Raw genomic sequence first — 17462 nt, 5'->3', positions numbered from 1 at the left:
GGTCTCAGGCGGCGAAACCGTAGCGGCTACGATAATCCAAAAGCGCTGCGTGGTGCTGAATCAGTTCGGAATGTTCCTCGGTCAGCTGCAGCAGTTCGCCAACGCTGGCGATGGCGACGACCGGAATGCCGAACTCCTTACGCACCTCTTCAACCGCCGAAAGCTGGCCCTGGCCGCGTTCCTGGCGGTCGAGCGCGATCAGCACGCCGGCGGGCTCGGCGCCATGTTGGCGAATCAGTTCGATCGCCTCGCGCACGGCGGTGCCGGCGGTAATCACGTCGTCCACGATGAGTACCTTGCCGCGAAGCGGTGCACCGATGATCGCGCCGCCCTCGCCATGGGTTTTCGCTTCCTTGCGGTTGAACGCCAGCGGCAGGTTGCGTTCGTGCTGCTCGGCCAGCGCGATCGCCGTTGCGGTGGCGAGGGCGATGCCCTTGTACGCGGGGCCGAAGAGCATGTCGAAGCCGATTCCGCTTGCGGTCACCGCGGTGGCATAGGCGCGACCCAGTCCGGCGAGCGCGACGCCATCGTTGAACAGGCCGGCGTTGAAGAAGTAGGGACTGATGCGCCCGGATTTGAGCGTGAACTCGCCAAAGCGCAGCACTTGCTGGCGCAGGGCGAGTTCCAGAAATTCGCGTTGGTGTTCGAACATCGCTTCCATCCGGTCTGGAGGGGCGCAGTTTAGCCGCCGACCGGCTGCGCAGTCGCTGCGGCTTCGGTTATGTTGCGCGCCACTCCCGCGACGGCTCGATCGATGCGCATCATCAGTTTCAACGCCAATGGCATCCGCTCGGCCGCGACCAAGGGCTTCTTCGACTGGATGGCGGCGCACAATCCGGACGCGCTGTGCCTGCAGGAGACCAAGGCCCAGGTCGAACAGTTGGACGATGCGGTGTTTGCGCCGCCGGGGTATCACCGCTACTTTCGCGACGCGACCACGAAGAAGGGCTACAGCGGCGTTGCCATCTACTCGCGGCGTCAGCCAGACGAGGTGCGCACGGCGCTGGGATGGAACGAATTCGACGACGAGGGGCGCTACCTCGAGGCCCGCTTCGGCGAGCTCAGCGTAGTCTCCTTGTATCTGCCTTCGGGTTCCTCCGGCGACGAGCGCCAGCAGTTCAAGTTCCGGGTGATGGACTGGCTCACCCCGATCCTCGCGCAGTGGGCCGCGAGTGGCCGCGACTACGTGCTGTGCGGTGACTGGAACATCGTGCGTTCGAGCCTCGACATTCGCAACTGGACCTCGAACCAGAAGACCTCCGGCTGCCTGCCCGCAGAGCGGGCCTGGCTCAACGGCCTCTGCGAGCAGGACTGGGTGGATGCCTATCGCGCGGTGCATCCGCAAGGCGAGGACTATTCGTGGTGGTCGCAGCGCGGCGCGGCGCGCGCCAAGAACGTCGGCTGGCGCATCGACTACCAATTGGTGAGCGCGGGATTGCGCGACCGCCTCCGTGCCTGCTCCATTGCGGCCGCTCCGAAGTTCTCCGACCACGCGCCGGTGCTGGTTGACTATGCGCTCGGCGTCTGAGGTCGAGCCAGGTTGGAGACGCGTGTTGCGCGGGCTACGGCAGCCGCGCACGTTGATCATGCTGATGCTCGGCTTTTCCTCCGGGCTGCCGTTCATGCTGGTCGGCAATACGCTCGGCTACTGGCTTCGTGAAGTCGGCATCGAGCTGACCACGATCGGTTTCCTGTCCTGGGTCGGCCTGTGCTACTCGCTCAAGTTCCTGTGGGCGCCGCTGATCGATCGCATTCAGGTGCCGCTGCTCGGTTCCTGGTTCGGACTGCGCCGGGGCTGGATGCTGCTGTCGCAGGCGCTGGTCATGCTCGCGTTCCTGGCCATGTCCGCGATCGGCCCGGGGCCGCAGCAACTGGTCTGGTTCGGCGCCTTCGCGCTGCTCGCGGCATTCGCGTCGGCGACCCAGGACATCGTGATCGACGCCTGGCGCATCGAAACCTGCGAGGACCACGAAGCCATGGCGCTGCTCAGTTCCGCGGCGCAACTCGGCTACCGCGCTGCACTGCTGTTGGCCGATGCCTGGATACTGGTGATCGCTGCCGGCGTCGGCTGGGCCCTGTCGTATCAGACGATGGCAGCGCTGATGATGGTCGGCATGCTCGCGGTGTGGTGGGCGACGGAACCGGTTGCGGTGACACGGAATCGTGCCACTCTGCTGTCCGCGCGTGCGCTGGGCGACGCCATCGCCGGGCCGTTCATCGCGTTCTTCCAGACCCATGGCGTGCACGCGCTGTGGATGCTGGCGGCGATCAGCCTGTATCGGTTGCCGGATTTTGTCATGGGGCCGATGGCCAATCCGCTCTACGCAGATCTCGGGCTCGACAAGGAAATGGTCGGTGCGGTGCGCGGCTCGGTGGGCCTGGTGGCGTCGCTTGCCGGCATCGCCACTGCCGGCGTGTTCGCGCTGCGCTTCGGCTTCGTGCCCACCTTGTTGCTGGGCGCGGTGCTGGGGCCCGGCTCCAATCTCGCGTTCTCGTGGCTGGCCTGGTCGGGTGGCGACCCGGCGGTGTTCTCGGCGACCATGGCGATCGACAACTACTCCGCGGGGTTCGCCGGAGCGGCCTTGGTTGCGTACATGTCGAGCCTGACCAGTCTCGGCTACACCGCCAGCCAGTACGCGTTGCTCAGTTCGTTCTATGCCCTGCTCGGCAAGGTGCTGAAGGGCTTCTCGGGCATCGCCGTGGAAGGGCTGCAACACGGTCGCACCCTGATCGATGCATACGCGATCTTCTTCGTCGGTACCGCGCTGATCGGCGTGCCCACACTGGTGCTGTGCCTAATGCTCGCGCGCCGTCAGCGGCTTCAGGGGAGGGTGCACTGACGCCTAGAAAATGCGACACATTTGGTTGCAGCGACGGAATGCTGCGGGCTAGCATCGCGCACCCATCAGGAGGCCCTGCAGTGCCTGACGTCCTCATCCGTGGCATCGACAACGAGATGGTCGAGCGCATCAAGGAGATCGCGCGACTCAACCACATGCCGATCAACGACGTGTTGCTGAGATTGCTGCGCCAGGCGCTCAAGCTCGACGCGGAGACGCTGGCGGTGGCCAATCCAAAGCAGGACATCGCGCGCCTCGCCGGCGCCTGGGACAAGGACGAGAACGAGGCGCTGCGCGCGGCCATCGCCGCATTCGAGAAGCTGCCCTAAGGTTTCAGGCCGGGAAGATCGCACCAAGCACGCGAGGTCCGCGCGCGCCGGTTACTTCCGGGCGGTTGCCGGCACGGCCCGCGAGCGTTTCGCGGGCTAGCCAGGCGAATGCAATCGCTTCGACGTAGTCCGGATCGATCCCGTGTTGTGCCGTGGTATCGAGCGTGACCGGCGCCAGCACGGAGCGGAGCGCGGACATCATCTGGCCGTTGTGCACGCCGCCACCACAGGCGATGACGCGCGTCGCTCCAGCGCATTCGCGTTGCAGCGCGGCGGCCACAGAATGCACGGTCAGGGCGAGCAGTGTCGCCTGCACGTCCGCGACCCACTCATGGCCGCGCAGTTGTGCGCGCAACCAGTGCAGATGGAAGGTCTCGCGTCCGGTGCTCTTCGGCGCCGGGCGGTTGAAATAGGGATCGGCCAGGCATCGTGACAGCAGTTCCGGATCGACCCGCCCCTGGGCTGCCAATGCGCCACCGCGGTCGAATTGGGCGCCGGTGTGTTCGTGGCACCACGCATCCATGAGGCCGCTTGCCGGACCGGTGTCGAAGCCACGCACGCGCTCGCCGGGGGTGAGCAAGGTCAGATTCGCGATGCCGCCGAGGTTGAGCACCGCACGCGTTTCGCTGCTCGACGCCAGGCACGCGGCATGGAAGGCTGGCGCCAGCGGCGCGCCCTGTCCGCCGGCGGCGATATCGCGGCGACGGAAGTCGGCCACGGTGGTGACGCGCAAGCGTTCCGCGATCACGTTCGGGTCACCGAGCTGCAGCGTGAACGGGTGCGCAGCCAGCGGGCGATGCCAGAGTGTCTGGCCATGTGAGCCGATCGCACGCAACTCGGCACGGTCGATGCCGTGTTGCTCGATCAGTGCTTCGGCGGCGCTGGCGAAAGCGTGACCGATCTCGACGTCCAGCTCGCCGATGCAGTCGAAGCTCGCCTCGCGGCGCGCCAGGGCGAGATCCAGGATGCGCTGGCGCAGCGCTGGTGCGTAGGGTGTGGCGGCGGCAGCAATGCAGCGGGGCGCATCGCCCTCGAAACGCACCAGGGCGGCATCGATGGCGTCCGCGCTGGTGCCGGAAATCAGCCCGAGGTACAGCCCGGCATCGGCCATCAGCGCTGCGCGATGGCCATATCGCGCGACTCGGCCTGGGCCAACTGCCGCAAGTAGGGCGCCGTCACCGCACGAAACTGTGCCATCAACATGCCCGGAAGCGGCTGCGGTGGCGGCAGCGTCACCTTGAGCGGATCGCGGTGCACGCCGTTGATGCGGAACTCGTAGTGCAGATGTGGTGCGGTGGCGAGTCCGGTCATGCCGACGTAGCCGATGGTGTCGCCCTGGCGCACGCGCATGCCGCGCTTGGCGGCCTTGCCGAATCCCGACATGTGCCCATACAAGGTCGAATGGCCACGGCCGTGGTCGACGATGACGACGCGGCCATAGCCGTTCTTCCAGCCGGCGAAGTCGATGCGACCCTCTGCCGCGGCCATGATCGGGGTGCCCGAGGGCGCGGCATAGTCGACGCCCCGGTGTGCACGCACCGTGCCCAGGATCGGGTGGCGGCGAGCCGAGCTGAAACGCGAGCTGATCCGCGAGAACTCGACCGGCGTGCGAATGAAGGCCTTGCGCAGGGGCCGCCCATTCTGGTCGTAGTACTCCACGCCGCCGTCCGCCTTCTCGAAGCGCAGTGCATCGAAGCGGCGGCCGCGATTCATGAAGGTCGCGGCGATGATCTCGCCGCCGGCGACAATCTCGCCATCGCGATACATCTCCTCGAACACCAGCGAGAAGCGGTCGCCGCGACGCAGGTCCTGCGCGAAGTCGATGTCGTAGCCGAACACCTTGGCCAACTTGATGATGGTGGTGTCGTCGAGACCGGCGGTCTCGCCGGCGCCAAACAGGGAACCGACGATCTCGCCGCTGGCCACGCGCAGGCGCTTCTCGACCGGTCGTTCGATGGTCCGCTCGGTCACCACCTCGCCGGAGATCGCGACGACGCGACGGGTGTCGCCATCGACATTCAGCTGCAGTGCGGTCAGCGCGCCGGCTGCATCGCGACGGATGCCAATGCGGTCGCCCGGACGCAGCCGCGCAAAACTGTCGGCACTCGGTGCCGCTGCGACCAGTCGTGCCAGTTGACGCGAGGAAATGCCGAGGTTCGCAAAAATCTCCCCAAGCGTCTGTCCGCGTTCAATGGTGATCGAGGTCCACTGCGACGCTTCCGACAAGGGCGCGTACACGCCGTCGATCAGCGCGATGCGCTCGTCGCCCTCGCCGGGGACAAACGTCGCGATCGGCTGTGCCGGCAAGGTCAGCAGCACGGCTGGAGCGTCGTCCAATGCATCGGCGCGGAACATCGACGCGAACGAGGGCAATCCTGTCAGGCCGAGCAGGGCCACCAGCGCTGTTGCGGCCGCGATGATCCAAGGCTGGCGGCGCCAGTCGAGGTCGGCGAACGGCCAGGACCGGAATACGGTCCAGTCGGAGCGGAGTTGGTAGAAGTGTGCGTGCCGGCGCTGCGCATGGCGACGCAAGGCTTGGCGGTGTGGCTTGGCATGTTTGAACAGACGAACGGGAAACCAGGCCATTTGATGCACCGCGGACAGATCGGCGGCTACGGTAGCCGCGCCTCGTTTGCTGTGTCAAACCCTTGAAGCGATTGAGAATTCCCATGCTCCCTCATTAACGCGGATTTAACTTTCTCGGGCCCAGTTCACGGCGCCGCTGCCGGGTGCTCGCCGCGTCCGCTAAGGTACGTGGTCCGTTCCCACTCGAAGTCGCAGGCCAAGACATGCCGTCACTGCAGGAATCGCTCGATTTGGTCGGCCGTGGTGCCGAGGAAGTCATCAAGATGGAGGAGCTGGAGGCGCGCCTGAAACTCGGCCGCCCGCTCCGCATCAAGGCCGGATTCGATCCGACCGCACCCGACCTGCATCTCGGGCACACCGTACTGCTGAACAAGATGCGCCAGTTCCAGCAACTCGGGCACCAGGTGATTTTCCTGATCGGCGATTTCACCGGCATGATCGGCGACCCCACCGGGAAGAACGTGACGCGCAAGCCGCTGTCCGAGGAAGGCGTGGCCGAGAACGCGAAGACCTACGCCGCTCAGGTGTTCAAGGTGCTGGATCGCGAGAAGACCGAGTTGCGCTTCAATTCGGAGTGGTTCGGCAAGATGTCCGCAGCCGACATGATCCGCCTCGCAGCCAAGCATACTGTCGCCCGGATGCTCGAGCGCGACGACTTCCACAAGCGCTATGCCGGGCAGCAGTCGATCGCGATCCACGAGTTCCTGTATCCGCTGGTGCAGGGATACGACTCGGTGGCGCTGAAGTCCGACGTCGAGCTGGGTGGCACCGATCAGAAGTTCAATCTGCTGGTCGGCCGCCAGTTGCAGGGCGAAGTCGGGCAAGCGCCGCAGATCGTCATCACCATGCCGTTGCTGGAAGGGCTGGACGGCGTCAACAAGATGTCGAAATCGCTCGGCAACTACATCGGCATCAACGAGGCACCGAACGAGATCTTCGGCAAGACCATGCGCATCTCCGATGAGCTGATGTGGCGCTACTTCGAGTTGCTGTCGTTCGCGAAGTCGATGGCCGACATCGCGCGGATGAAGAGCGAGGTCGCCGCCGGCCACGCAAACCCGCGCGACTTCAAACTGGCGCTGGCGCTGGAGCTGGTCGAACGCTTCCATGGCAAGACGGCGTCAGACGACTCCTTGCGCTATTGGAACGACACCGTCAAGGGCGGAGCACTGCCGACCGAAGTGGAGCAGCGCGAAATTGTGGTGGGCGCCGACGGCATCCGACTGCCGCAACTGCTCAAGCTAAGCGGGCTGTTGGCGAGCACGTCGGAGGCCATCCGCAAGATTGGCGAACGCGGCGTGCGCATCGATGGCGAAGTGATCGAGAACAGAGATGCGACCTTTGCTGCCGGGGCGGTGTTCATCCTGCAGGTCGGGAAGCGCTCTTTCCTGCGCGTGGCGTTGCGCTGAACCTGAACAATTTGTGCATTCGAACATCGCAGGGCTTCCAAAGCTTGGGGTGTCTGGCTAGAGTTCGCGCCCCTTCCGCAGAGGAGGGGCAAACAACGCGCAGCGAGATAAAAAAACGCAGCGCGAGTAGTTGACAGCCACCAAACGCGCTCTATAATGCGCGGCTCACTCGGGACGAAATGTTCCGGCGCGGCGGACGGAAGTCTGGCGATGATGAGCGATCTTTGACAGCGTGCGCAGGTGTTTTGAGTGGGCGCCTGGCGGGTTATTGACCTGCCGAAGAAATATGGCGTCCAAGAAAGAACAGTAGTTTTAACGCTAGTGAACTGACTTGGTTCGCTTTTCAGCTTTGATTTAACTGAAGAGTTTGATCCTGGCTCAGATTGAACGCTGGCGGCATGCCTAACACATGCAAGTCGAACGGCAGCACGGCAGTAGCAATACTGTGGGTGGCGAGTGGCGGACGGGTGAGGAATACGTCGGAATCTGCCCAGTCGTGGGGGATAACTAGCCGAAAGGTTAGCTAATACCGCATACGACCGAGAGGTGAAAGCGGGGGACCGCAAGGCCTCGCGCGATTGGATGAGCCGACGTCGGATTAGCTAGTTGGAGGGGTAAAGGCCCACCAAGGCGACGATCCGTAGCTGGTCTGAGAGGATGATCAGCCACACTGGAACTGAGACACGGTCCAGACTCCTACGGGAGGCAGCAGTGGGGAATATTGGACAATGGGCGCAAGCCTGATCCAGCAATGCCGCGTGTGTGAAGAAGGCCTTCGGGTTGTAAAGCACTTTTATCAGGAACGAAAAGCGTAGGGTTAATAACCTTGCGTGCTGACGGTACCTGAGGAATAAGCACCGGCTAACTTCGTGCCAGCAGCCGCGGTAATACGAAGGGTGCAAGCGTTAATCGGAATTACTGGGCGTAAAGCGTGCGTAGATGGTTCACTCAGTCGGATGTGAAAGCCCCGGGCTCAACCTGGGAACTGCATCCGATACTGGTGGACTAGAGTGCGGTAGAGGATGGCGGAATTCCCGGTGTAGCGGTGAAATGCGTAGAGATCGGGAGGAACATCCGTGGCGAAGGCGGCCATCTGGACCAGCACTGACGTTGAGGCACGAAAGCGTGGGGAGCAAACAGGATTAGATACCCTGGTAGTCCACGCCCTAAACGATGTCGACTGGATGTTGGGTGCAACTTGGCACTCAGTATCGAAGCTAACGCGTTAAGTCGACCGCCTGGGGAGTACGCGCGCAAGCGTGAAACTCAAAGGAATTGACGGGGGCCCGCACAAGCGGTGGAGTATGTGGTTTAATTCGATGCAACGCGCAGAACCTTACCTGGTCTTGACATGTCGAGAATCCTTCAGAGATGAGGGAGTGCCTTCGGGAACTCGAACACAGGTGCTGCATGGCTGTCGTCAGCTCGTGTCGTGAGATGTTGGGTTAAGTCCCGCAACGAGCGCAACCCTTGTCCTTAGTTGCCAGCACGTAAAGGTGGGAACTCTAAGGAGACTGCCGGTGACAAACCGGAGGAAGGTGGGGATGACGTCAAGTCATCATGGCCCTTACGACCAGGGCTACACACGTACTACAATGGTCGGTACAGAGGGTTGCAATACCGCGAGGTGGAGCCAATCCCAGAAAACCGATCCCAGTCCGGATTGGAGTCTGCAACTCGACTCCATGAAGTCGGAATCGCTAGTAATCGCGGATCAGCAGTGCCGCGGTGAATACGTTCCCGGGCCTTGTACACACCGCCCGTCACACCATGGGAGTTTGTTGCACCAGAAGCAGGTAGCTTAACCGCAAGGAGGGCGCTTGCCACGGTGTGGCCGATGACTGGGGTGAAGTCGTAACAAGGTAGCCGTATCGGAAGGTGCGGCTGGATCACCTCCTTTAGAGTCTGGCAGAGACCTGTCGGGCGTCCATTCAAGACACCTGTAGAAACCAGAGAACGCGGCTACGCGTGAAGTGCAGCTTCACGGCAGGCCAACAGCAGTTGGGTCTGTAGCTCAGCTGGTTAGAGCGCACCCCTGATAAGGGTGAGGCCGGAGGTTCGAGTCCTCCTAGACCCACCATCTCGCGAGCGAGATATCACGGGGCCATAGCTCAGCTGGTAGAGCACCTGCTTTGCAAGCAGGGGGTCGTCGGTTCGAACCCGGCTGGCTCCACCAGTTTGCCGGAAGCGATCTCTGGAACGCACGCTACAAAAGACAGAACACTTGGGTGGAGCGAAAGCTCGCTCGACCCAAGTGGTTTAGAAGACCGGACGTTGAAGTCCAGGCCTCGTTCTTTGACAAGATGGGACGTAACAAGCGTTTGGGGCTCGCCCTCATGCGATCGCGCAAGCGATGGTGTGAAAGCGAAGCTTCCGAATGTGTCGTTGAGGCAAGTAAGCGAAATGATTGAGGTTTGTTTGGCTTCCAGGACGCGAAGGCGTTTTGGGGTTATAGGGTCAAGCGAACAAGCGCATACGGTGGATGCCTTGGCGGTCAGCGGCGATGAAGGACGTGGCAGCCTGCGAAAAGCCTCGGGGAGTCGGCAACAGACTTTGATCCGGGGATGTCCGAATGGGGAAACCCACTCCGCAAGGAGTATCCGCACCTGAATACATAGGGTGTGGAAGCGAACCGAGGGAACTGAAATATCTCATTACCTCGAGGAAAAGAAATCAACCGAGATTCCCCCAGTAGTGACGAGCGAACGGGGACCAGCCCTTAAGTGCATGGTGTTCTAGCGGAATGGTCTGGAAAGGCCAGCCATAGAAGGTGATAGCCCGGTACGCTAAAGGGCACTGTGCATGAAGATGAGTAAGGCGGGGCACGAGAAACCCTGTCTGAATATGGGGGGACCATCCTCCAAGGCTAAATACGTCTGACCGACCGATAGTGAACAAGTACCGTGAGGGAAAGGTTAAAAGAACCCCGGTGAGGGGAGTGAAATAGACCTGAAACCGTATGCGTACAAGCAGTGGAAGCCCGCAAGGGTGACTGCGTACCTTTTGTATAATGGGTCAGCGACTTACTGTTCGTGGCAAGCTTAACCGTATAGGGGAGGCGAAGGGAAACCGAGTCTGATAAGGGCGCATAGTCGCGGGCAGTAGACCCGAAACCAGGTGATCTAGCCATGCCCAGGGTGAAGGTGCCGTAACAGGCACTGGAGGCCCGAACCCACTCCCGTTGCAAAGGTAGGGGATGAGGTGTGGCTAGGAGTGAAAAGCTAATCGAACCTGGAGATAGCTGGTTCTCCTCGAAAGCTATTTAGGTAGCGCCTCATATGTATCCTCTTGGGGGTAGAGCACTGTTATGGCTAGCGGGTCATCGCGACTTAGCAAACCATTGCAAACTCCGAATACCAAGACGGACTGTATGGGAGACACACGGCGGGTGCGAACGTCCGTCGTGAAAAGGGAAACAACCCAGACCCTCAGCTAAGGTCCCAAAATTACCGCTCAGTGGAAAACGATGTGGGAAGGCTAAAACAGCCAGGAGGTTGGCTTAGAAGCAGCCACCCTTTAAAGAAAGCGTAATAGCTCACTGGTCGAGTCGGCCTGCGCGGAAGATTTAACGGGGCTAAGCGGTATACCGAAGCTAGGGATGCACACTTTGTGTGCGTGGTAGAGGAGCGTTCCGTAAGCCTGCGAAGGTGGCTTGAGAAGGCTGCTGGAGGTATCGGAAGTGCGAATGCTGACATGAGTAACGATAATGGTGGTGAAAAGCCCCCACGCCGAAAGCCCCAGGTTTCCTTGCGCAACGTTCATCGGCGCAGGGTGAGTCGGCCCCTAAGGCGAGGCAGAAATGCGTAGTCGATGGAAAGCTGGTTAATATTCCAGCACCGCTCGTGGTTGCGATGGGATGACGGAGAAGGCTAGGTGTACCGGGCGTTGGTTGTCCCGGGGAAAGGCGGTAGGTGTGGGTCTTAGGCAAATCCGGGACCCTCTACACCGAGCACCGAGACGAGTTCATTAGAACGAAGTCACCGAGGCCACGCTTCCAGGAAAAGTCTCTAAGCTTCAGATCACGAGGACCGTACCGTAAACCGACACAGGTAGGCAGGGTGAGAATCCCAAGGCGCTTGAGAGAACTCGGGTGAAGGAACTAGGCAACATAGCACCGTAACTTCGGGAGAAGGTGCGCCCAGTATCGTGGTGATATGCATCATTGAGCGATATTGGGCCGCAGTGACCAGGCCGCTGCGACTGTTTATCAAAAACACAGCACTCTGCAAACACGCAAGTGGACGTATAGGGTGTGACGCCTGCCCGGTGCCGGAAGGTTAATTGATGGGGTCAGCGCAAGCGAAGCTCTTGATCGAAGCCCCGGTAAACGGCGGCCGTAACTATAACGGTCCTAAGGTAGCGAAATTCCTTGTCGGGTAAGTTCCGACCTGCACGAATGGCGTAACGACAGCGGCGCTGTCTCCACCCGAGACTCAGTGAAATTGAAATCGCTGTGAAGATGCAGCGTTCCCGCGGCAAGACGGAAAGACCCCGTGAACCTTTACTACAGCTTTACACTGAACGTTGAGTTCGTCTGTGTAGCATAGGTGGGAGCCTTTGAAGTGCTGGCGCTAGCTGGCATGGAGGCGACGTTGAAATACCACCCTGATGTGCTTGACGTTCTAACCTAGGCCCGTAATCCGGGTCAGGGACCGTGTATGGTGGGTAGTTTGACTGGGGCGGTCTCCTCCTAAAGAGTAACGGAGGAGCACGAAGGTGAGCTCAGCGCGGTCGGACATCGCGCAGTGTGTGCAATGGCATAAGCTCGCTTGACTGCAAGATCGACGGATCAAGCAGGTACGAAAGTAGGTCATAGTGATCCGGTGGTTCTGTATGGAAGGGCCATCGCTCAACGGATAAAAGGTACTCCGGGGATAACAGGCTGATACCGCCCAAGAGTTCATATCGACGGCGGTGTTTGGCACCTCGATGTCGGCTCATCACATCCTGGGGCTGTAGTCGGTCCCAAGGGTATGGCTGTTCGCCATTTAAAGTGGTACGCGAGCTGGGTTCAGAACGTCGTGAGACAGTTCGGTCCCTATCTGTCGTGGGCGTTGGAGATTTGAGAGGGGCTGCTCCTAGTACGAGAGGACCGGAGTGGACGAACCCCTGGTGTTCCGGTTGTCACGCCAGTGGCATTGCCGGGTAGCTACGTTCGGAAGCGATAACCGCTGAAAGCATCTAAGCGGGAAGCGCGCCTCAAGATGAGATCTCCCGGGACACAAGTCCCCTAAAGGAACCATCAAGACCAGGTGGTTGATAGGCAGGGTGTGTAAGACCGTGAGGTTCAGCTAACCAGTACTAATGATCCGTGTGGCTTGTCCCTATAACCTCAAGACGCTTTAGCCTCGATGACACATCGAAGCAAGCCTCAAACCCTGTTACGTCCCATCCCCCCATGCGAGTACGCGCAATGCGCGTCTCCAGCCGTCTCCTTGGCGGCCATAGCGCAGTGGTCCCACCTGTTCCCATCCCGAACACAGAAGTGAAACGCTGCAGCGCCGATGGTAGTGTCGCTTAAGCGATGCAAGAGTAGGTCACCGCCAAGGGCTTTATCTGAAACGCCCCGCCGAGCAATCGGCGGGGCGTTGCTATTGGAGCCTCGCGCGTCAGCGCTGTTCGGCAGATTGACAACCCGCATGGCGTATGTTGTTCTGCCATTCGATCACGAAGATTTAACAAGGGCCCGGGCGTGCCAACAGGCAGATTGGACAGGGGCCGCGCCCGCGTCGGCGCAGGTTCGGGGAGGCCATGAACGCAGTGCCGGAAGCTACCGGAGATTTACGTACCGCACTGGTCCACGCGCGGCGGCTTCTTCCTACACAGCCGGCGGTGGCCGCCGAGCAGGCCCGCGAAATCTTGCGGGTGCTGCCGGGCCAGCCGGATGCGCAGTTGCTGCTCGCGAGTGCCCTGCGACGAGGTGGCGATCTGGAGACCGCCCGCGCGTTGCTGCACCCCTTGCGACAGCAGAACCCGCGCTCCGCCGCGATCTGGCTTGAGTGGGGGGAACTATGCGATCGCGCTGGAGAGGACGAAGTCGCCGGGCGCGCATTGCGTCGTGCCGTGGAGTTGGAGCCGCGCCTGGTCGAGGCCTGGCTGGCCCTGGCGCAGCATTGCCGGGCGGTCGATGACGAACGCGGCGCGGCCCACGCCTACCATCAGTTCCTGCGCCACTCGGCGCGCGATCCCGAACTGCTGAGCGCAGCCGATGCGCTGTGCGCAGGGCGGATCCCGGAGGCCGAGCGTTTGCTGCGGGCGCGGCTGTTCAAGTCGCCCAGTGATGTCGCGGCGATTCGCATGCTCGCCGAAGTGGCAGCACGCATGGGCCGCAATGACGACGCCGAACATCTGCTCGGGCGCTGCCTGGAGCTGTCGCCTGGATTTCTCGCCGCACGCCAGCAGTACGCACTGCTGCTGCACCGAAACAACAAGCCCGGGCAAGCGCTGACGGAGGTTGCTGCGCTGCTGCGCGAGGAGCCGGAGAACGCGGCTGCGCTCAACCTGAAGGCGGCGGTGCTGTGCCGTACCGGCGACTACGCGTCTGCGCTGGACATCTACCAGCGCCTGCTCAAGCAGTACCCGCATCAGGCCAGGCTTTGCCTCAGCTACGGACATGCTTTAAAAACGGCCGGAAGCCGCGCGGAGTCGATTGCCGCGTATCGACACAGCATTGCGATCGACCCGGGCTTCGGTGAGGCGTACTGGAGCCTGGCGAACCTCAAGACATTTCGCTTCGAGGGCACCGACCTCGAAGCGATGCAGACGCAGCTGCAGAGGAGCGATCTCGCCACCGAGCAGCGCGCGCAGTTCGAGTTCGCGCTTGGCAAGGCGCACGAGGACGCCGAGGATTATGCGCGCTCGTTCGCGCACTATGCCGCAGGCAATCGCTTGCGTCGCGACACGATTGCATACGACGCGCGCGATGCCAGCGCGCGCGTGCGCCGTGCGCGGGCGACGTACACGACCGAGTTCTTCGCTGCGCGGTCCGACTGCGGCATCGCCTCGCGTGATCCGATTTTCGTGGTCGGTTTGCCGCGTGCGGGATCGACACTGATCGAACAGATTCTCTCCAGCCACCCGCAGGTGGAGGGAACCATGGAGTTGCCCGAGCTCATCAGCCTGACGCGCGAGTTGCGCGAGCGCGCCACGGCGCAGGGCCTGCGCACCTACCACGAGGTGCTCGCCGAGATCAGTCGCGACGAAGTCGCTGCGATCGGCCACGCCTATCTGGAGCGCACCCGCATTCAGCGCAAGACTGCGGCGCCGTTCTTCATCGACAAGATGCCGAACAACTTCTTTCATGTCGGCCTGATCCATCTGGCGCTGCCCAATGCCCGCATCATCGACGCCCGCCGCCACCCGCTTGCCTGCTGCTTCTCGGTATTCAAGCAGTACTTCGCGCGCGGCCAGAACTTCAGCTATGCGCTGGACGATATCGGTCGCTATTACCGCGACTACGTCGAGCTGATGGCGCACTTCGACGCGGTGTTGCCGGGACGCGTGCATCGGGTGATCTACGAGCGCATGGTCGACGACACCGAGAACGAGGTGCGGACACTGCTCGATTATTGCGGCCTGCCGTTCGACGCGGCCTGCCTGCGCTTTTTCGAGAACGACCGCCCGGTGCGCACCGCCAGTTCCGAGCAGGTGCGATTGCCGATCTACCGCGAGGGCGTCGACCACTGGCGGCACTACGAGCCCTGGCTCGGGGAATTGAAGCAAGCCTTGGGCAAAGTCCTGGATTACTATCCCGAACCGCCGAACGATTGAGGCGGGGCGGTCAGTCGCAGCAGCAACCACACGATGGGAGAGTGGCAATGAGGGTCAGCAGCAAGCAACGAACACGAATGGCGCTGAGTCGCGCGCCGCTCGCCGCCGCAGTCTGGCTGGCGATGGGCAGCCTGGCCTTTGCCCAGGACAGCGCTCCGGCCGCCGCCGAGTCCGGCGACGAGGAGAGCGATGACCGCGCGGTCCTCGAAACCATCACCGTCACCGCGCAAAAGCGCTCGGAAAATCTGCAGGAAGTTCCGATCAGCCTGCAGGTGCTCGGCAACGAGGTGTTGCAGGAGCAGAACATCGGCGACTTCGACGATTTTGCCGCGCTGCTGCCCAGCGTTTCCATCGACAGCGGCGGCCCGGGCTTCACCCGCGTGTACATGCGCGGTGTCGCCAGCGGCGAGAACGGCAACCACTCGGGTCCGCAGCCGAGCGTCGGCATGTACCTCGATGAGCAGCCGATCACCACGATCACCGGCGCGCTCGACGTGCACATCTACGACATCGAACGTGTCGAGGCGCTCGCTGGTCCGCAGGGCACGCTGTATGGCGCCAGCTCGCAGGCGGGCACCATCCGCATCATTTCGAACAAGCCGGACCCGACTGGATTCGAAGCCGGTTACGGCCTGGAGACGAACAAGATCAGCGCTGGCGGCGTCGGCTTCGTCGGCGAAGGCTTCGCCAATATTCCCTTGAGCGACAGTGCCGCGATCCGCCTGGTCGGCTGGAGCAAGCGCGATGCGGGCTACATCGACAACATCTACGGCGAACGCACCTTCCCCACATCGGGCATCACCGATGACAACGCCGAGTTGGTCGAAGACGACTACAACGACGTGCGTACCCAGGGTGCGCGTGCCGCACTCAAGCTCGACTTCAACGAGAACTGGTCGATCATGCCGACGTTGATGGCGCAGCGTCAGCGCCAGGGCGGGCTGTTCGCCTACGATGAAAATCTCGGCGAGCTCAATGTCTCGCACACCTACCCCGAGCGCGCCGACGATGACTGGCGCCAACTGGCGCTGACGGTGCAGGGCAAGATCGGCAACTTCGACCTGACCTACGCCTTCGCCCACCTGAAGCGCGACATCGAAGGCGAGTCCGACTATTCCGACTACGGCTTCTGGTACGACACCCTGAATGGGTCCGGCGCCTATTTTTATGACGATGCCGGTGTGTTGGTGAATCCGTCGCAGTACATCCAGAGCCAGGACGGCTTCCGCAAACGCAGCCACGAACTGCGCCTGGCGTCATCGGCAGACGAGCCGCTGCGCTTCGTCGTCGGGCTGTTCTGGCAGCAGCAGTCGCACGATATCCAGCAACGCTATAAAGTGGACAACCTCGCGTCCGATATTTCGGTCACCGGCTGGGAAGACACCATCTGGTTGACCAAGCAGGTGCGCCAGGATCATGACGAAGCCTTGTTCGGCGAGGTTTCCTACGACTTCACCGAGCAGTTCACGGCGACGGTGGGCGTCCGCTCGTTCAAGGCGGACAACAGCCTCGCGGGGTTCTTCGGATTCTCCCGGGGTTACTCGTCGCAGACCAGCAGGCCCCCGGCAGCACGCTACGGCGAGGCCGGTTGCGCGGTTCGCTATGGCGACGACGCCGCGAACTGGGAAGACTTCCACGGCGCGCCCTGCGAGCAATTCAGCAAGTCCACCGAGGAGAGTGACTGGCTCGGGCGCATCAATCTTTCCTACCAGTTTGATCCGGAACACATGCTGTATTTCACCTGGTCCGAAGGCTATCGACCGGCCGGTCTTAACCGGCGCGGCACGCTGCCGCCTTACGTGGCGGACTACCTGACCAATTGGGAAGCCGGTTGGAAAACCGTGTGGGGCGAAAACACCGTGATCTGGAACGGCGCCGTGTTCCAGGAAGACTGGGACAACTTCCAATTCTCGCTGCTCGGCGCGAATGGCCTCACCGAAATCCGCAACGCGAATCAGGCCCAGATTCGCGGCCTCGAGAGCGACCTGAGCTGGGCAGCCAGCTACAACCTGCGCATTGGCGGCGGCATCGCCTTGTATGACGCGGATCTCACCGAGAACTACTGCGGCTGGTCGGTGGACGGCAACTCGATCACCGTGTGCCCGCCCGGCACGCTCGACCCGAACGGCGATCCGGTCAGTGGCCCGCAGGCGCCGGCAGGCACACGCATGCCGATCAGTGCCAAGTTCAAGGGCAATGTCATGGCGCGCTACACCTGGGACAGCGACTGGGAACCGTTCTTCCAGGCGACGATCGTGCATGAAGGTGCGCGCGAGTCCGACCTGCGCACGGTCGAAAACGAAATTCTCGGTCGCATGCCCGGATACACGACGCTGGATCTCTCCGCCGGCTTCAAGTGGAACGACCTGAACTTCGACTTCTTCCTGCGCAACGCGACCAACGAAGTCGCGCAGCAATCGCGCTGGGTGCAGTGCCCGGAGACCGTGTGCGGCGACCAGACCTACATCTCGGTCAACCAGCCACGCACCTTCGGCGTGCGCTTCTCGCAGGAGTTCTAGGCAAGAAGG

The 17462-nt window shown here is 62.0% G+C and carries 9 protein-coding genes, 2 tRNA genes and 3 rRNA genes; 11 read left to right on the top strand and 3 right to left on the bottom strand.

Features of this window, described 5'->3' with window-relative positions; all coding sequences use genetic code 11:
- Positions 1 to 4: 4 nt before the first annotated feature.
- Positions 5 to 652, bottom strand: coding sequence for an orotate phosphoribosyltransferase (gene pyrE, locus IPG63_03245; protein ID MBK6726266.1), 648 nt, complete (start codon positions 650 to 652; stop codon positions 5 to 7).
- A 102-nt stretch (positions 653 to 754) separates the two neighbouring features.
- Between pyrE and xth the strand changes: the two genes are divergently transcribed.
- From xth to IPG63_03230, 3 genes are all read left to right on the top strand, one after another.
- A complete protein-coding gene (gene xth, locus IPG63_03240; GenBank protein MBK6726265.1) occupies positions 755 to 1528 on the top strand; it encodes an exodeoxyribonuclease III in 774 nt (257 codons plus the stop codon).
- The gene (locus IPG63_03235) at positions 1512 to 2840 is read left to right on the top strand and encodes an MFS transporter (protein ID MBK6726264.1); all 1329 of its coding nucleotides are present in this window, start codon (positions 1512 to 1514) and stop codon (positions 2838 to 2840) included. The genes xth and IPG63_03235 overlap by 17 nt, the downstream gene beginning before the upstream one ends.
- Positions 2841 to 2920: 80 nt before the next feature.
- Positions 2921 to 3169, top strand: coding sequence for a hypothetical protein (locus tag IPG63_03230; protein MBK6726263.1), 249 nt, complete (start codon positions 2921 to 2923; stop codon positions 3167 to 3169).
- Between the two features lie 4 nt (positions 3170 to 3173).
- Here the strand turns inward: IPG63_03230 and IPG63_03225 are convergent, their stop codons facing one another.
- Together IPG63_03225 and IPG63_03220 are read right to left on the bottom strand one after the other, a co-directional pair.
- Positions 3174 to 4280, bottom strand: coding sequence for an anhydro-N-acetylmuramic acid kinase (locus IPG63_03225; GenBank protein ID MBK6726262.1), 1107 nt, complete (start codon positions 4278 to 4280; stop codon positions 3174 to 3176).
- On the bottom strand, positions 4280 to 5755 hold the full coding sequence (locus IPG63_03220; GenBank protein MBK6726261.1) for a peptidoglycan DD-metalloendopeptidase family protein: 1476 nt from the start codon (positions 5753 to 5755) through the stop codon (positions 4280 to 4282). The genes IPG63_03225 and IPG63_03220 overlap by 1 nt, the downstream gene beginning before the upstream one ends.
- A gap of 203 nt (positions 5756 to 5958) precedes the next feature.
- Between IPG63_03220 and IPG63_03215 the strand changes: the two genes are divergently transcribed.
- From IPG63_03215 to IPG63_03180, 8 genes are all read left to right on the top strand, one after another.
- Positions 5959 to 7164, top strand: a complete 1206-nt coding sequence (locus IPG63_03215) for a tyrosine--tRNA ligase (protein ID MBK6726260.1) — start codon at positions 5959 to 5961, stop codon at positions 7162 to 7164.
- A 355-nt stretch (positions 7165 to 7519) separates the two neighbouring features.
- Positions 7520 to 9064 (top strand): 16S ribosomal RNA (locus IPG63_03210).
- Positions 9065 to 9167: 103 nt separating this feature from the next.
- A tRNA-Ile gene (locus IPG63_03205) sits at positions 9168 to 9244 on the top strand.
- 20 nt (positions 9245 to 9264) lie between these two features.
- Positions 9265 to 9340: transfer RNA gene (locus tag IPG63_03200), tRNA-Ala, on the top strand.
- Positions 9341 to 9619: 279 nt separating this feature from the next.
- Positions 9620 to 12490 (top strand): 23S ribosomal RNA (locus IPG63_03195).
- A 108-nt stretch (positions 12491 to 12598) separates the two neighbouring features.
- Positions 12599 to 12713: ribosomal RNA gene (gene rrf, locus IPG63_03190) — 5S ribosomal RNA — on the top strand.
- The 16S, 23S and 5S rRNA genes sit together here with 2 tRNA genes alongside, the layout of an rRNA operon.
- A gap of 202 nt (positions 12714 to 12915) precedes the next feature.
- On the top strand, positions 12916 to 14934 hold the full coding sequence (locus IPG63_03185) for a sulfotransferase (GenBank protein MBK6726259.1): 2019 nt from the start codon (positions 12916 to 12918) through the stop codon (positions 14932 to 14934).
- Positions 14935 to 15011: 77 nt separating this feature from the next.
- Entirely contained in the window at positions 15012 to 17453 is a 2442-nt protein-coding gene (locus IPG63_03180) for a TonB-dependent receptor (protein MBK6726258.1), read from the top strand.
- Positions 17454 to 17462 lie beyond the last annotated feature (9 nt).

The sequence above is a fragment of the Lysobacterales bacterium genome (genome assembly GCA_016703225.1).
Classification (GTDB): domain Bacteria; phylum Pseudomonadota; class Gammaproteobacteria; order Xanthomonadales; family Ahniellaceae; genus JADKHK01.
The sequence above is the reverse complement of the archived record's forward strand: the minus strand, read 5'-3'. Positions and strand labels throughout refer to the sequence as shown.

Coding starts and splice junctions, on each gene's coding strand:
- pyrE (MBK6726266.1), bottom strand. CDS start 652: ATGTTCGAACACCAACGCGAATTTCTGGAACTCGCCCTGCGCCAGCAA.
- xth (MBK6726265.1), top strand. CDS start 755: ATGCGCATCATCAGTTTCAACGCCAATGGCATCCGCTCGGCCGCGACC.
- IPG63_03235 (MBK6726264.1), top strand. CDS start 1,512: ATGCGCTCGGCGTCTGAGGTCGAGCCAGGTTGGAGACGCGTGTTGCGC.
- IPG63_03225 (MBK6726262.1), bottom strand. CDS start 4,280: ATGGCCGATGCCGGGCTGTACCTCGGGCTGATTTCCGGCACCAGCGCG.
- IPG63_03220 (MBK6726261.1), bottom strand. CDS start 5,755: ATGGCCTGGTTTCCCGTTCGTCTGTTCAAACATGCCAAGCCACACCGC.
- IPG63_03215 (MBK6726260.1), top strand. CDS start 5,959: ATGCCGTCACTGCAGGAATCGCTCGATTTGGTCGGCCGTGGTGCCGAG.
- IPG63_03185 (MBK6726259.1), top strand. CDS start 12,916: ATGAACGCAGTGCCGGAAGCTACCGGAGATTTACGTACCGCACTGGTC.
- IPG63_03180 (MBK6726258.1), top strand. CDS start 15,012: ATGGCGCTGAGTCGCGCGCCGCTCGCCGCCGCAGTCTGGCTGGCGATG.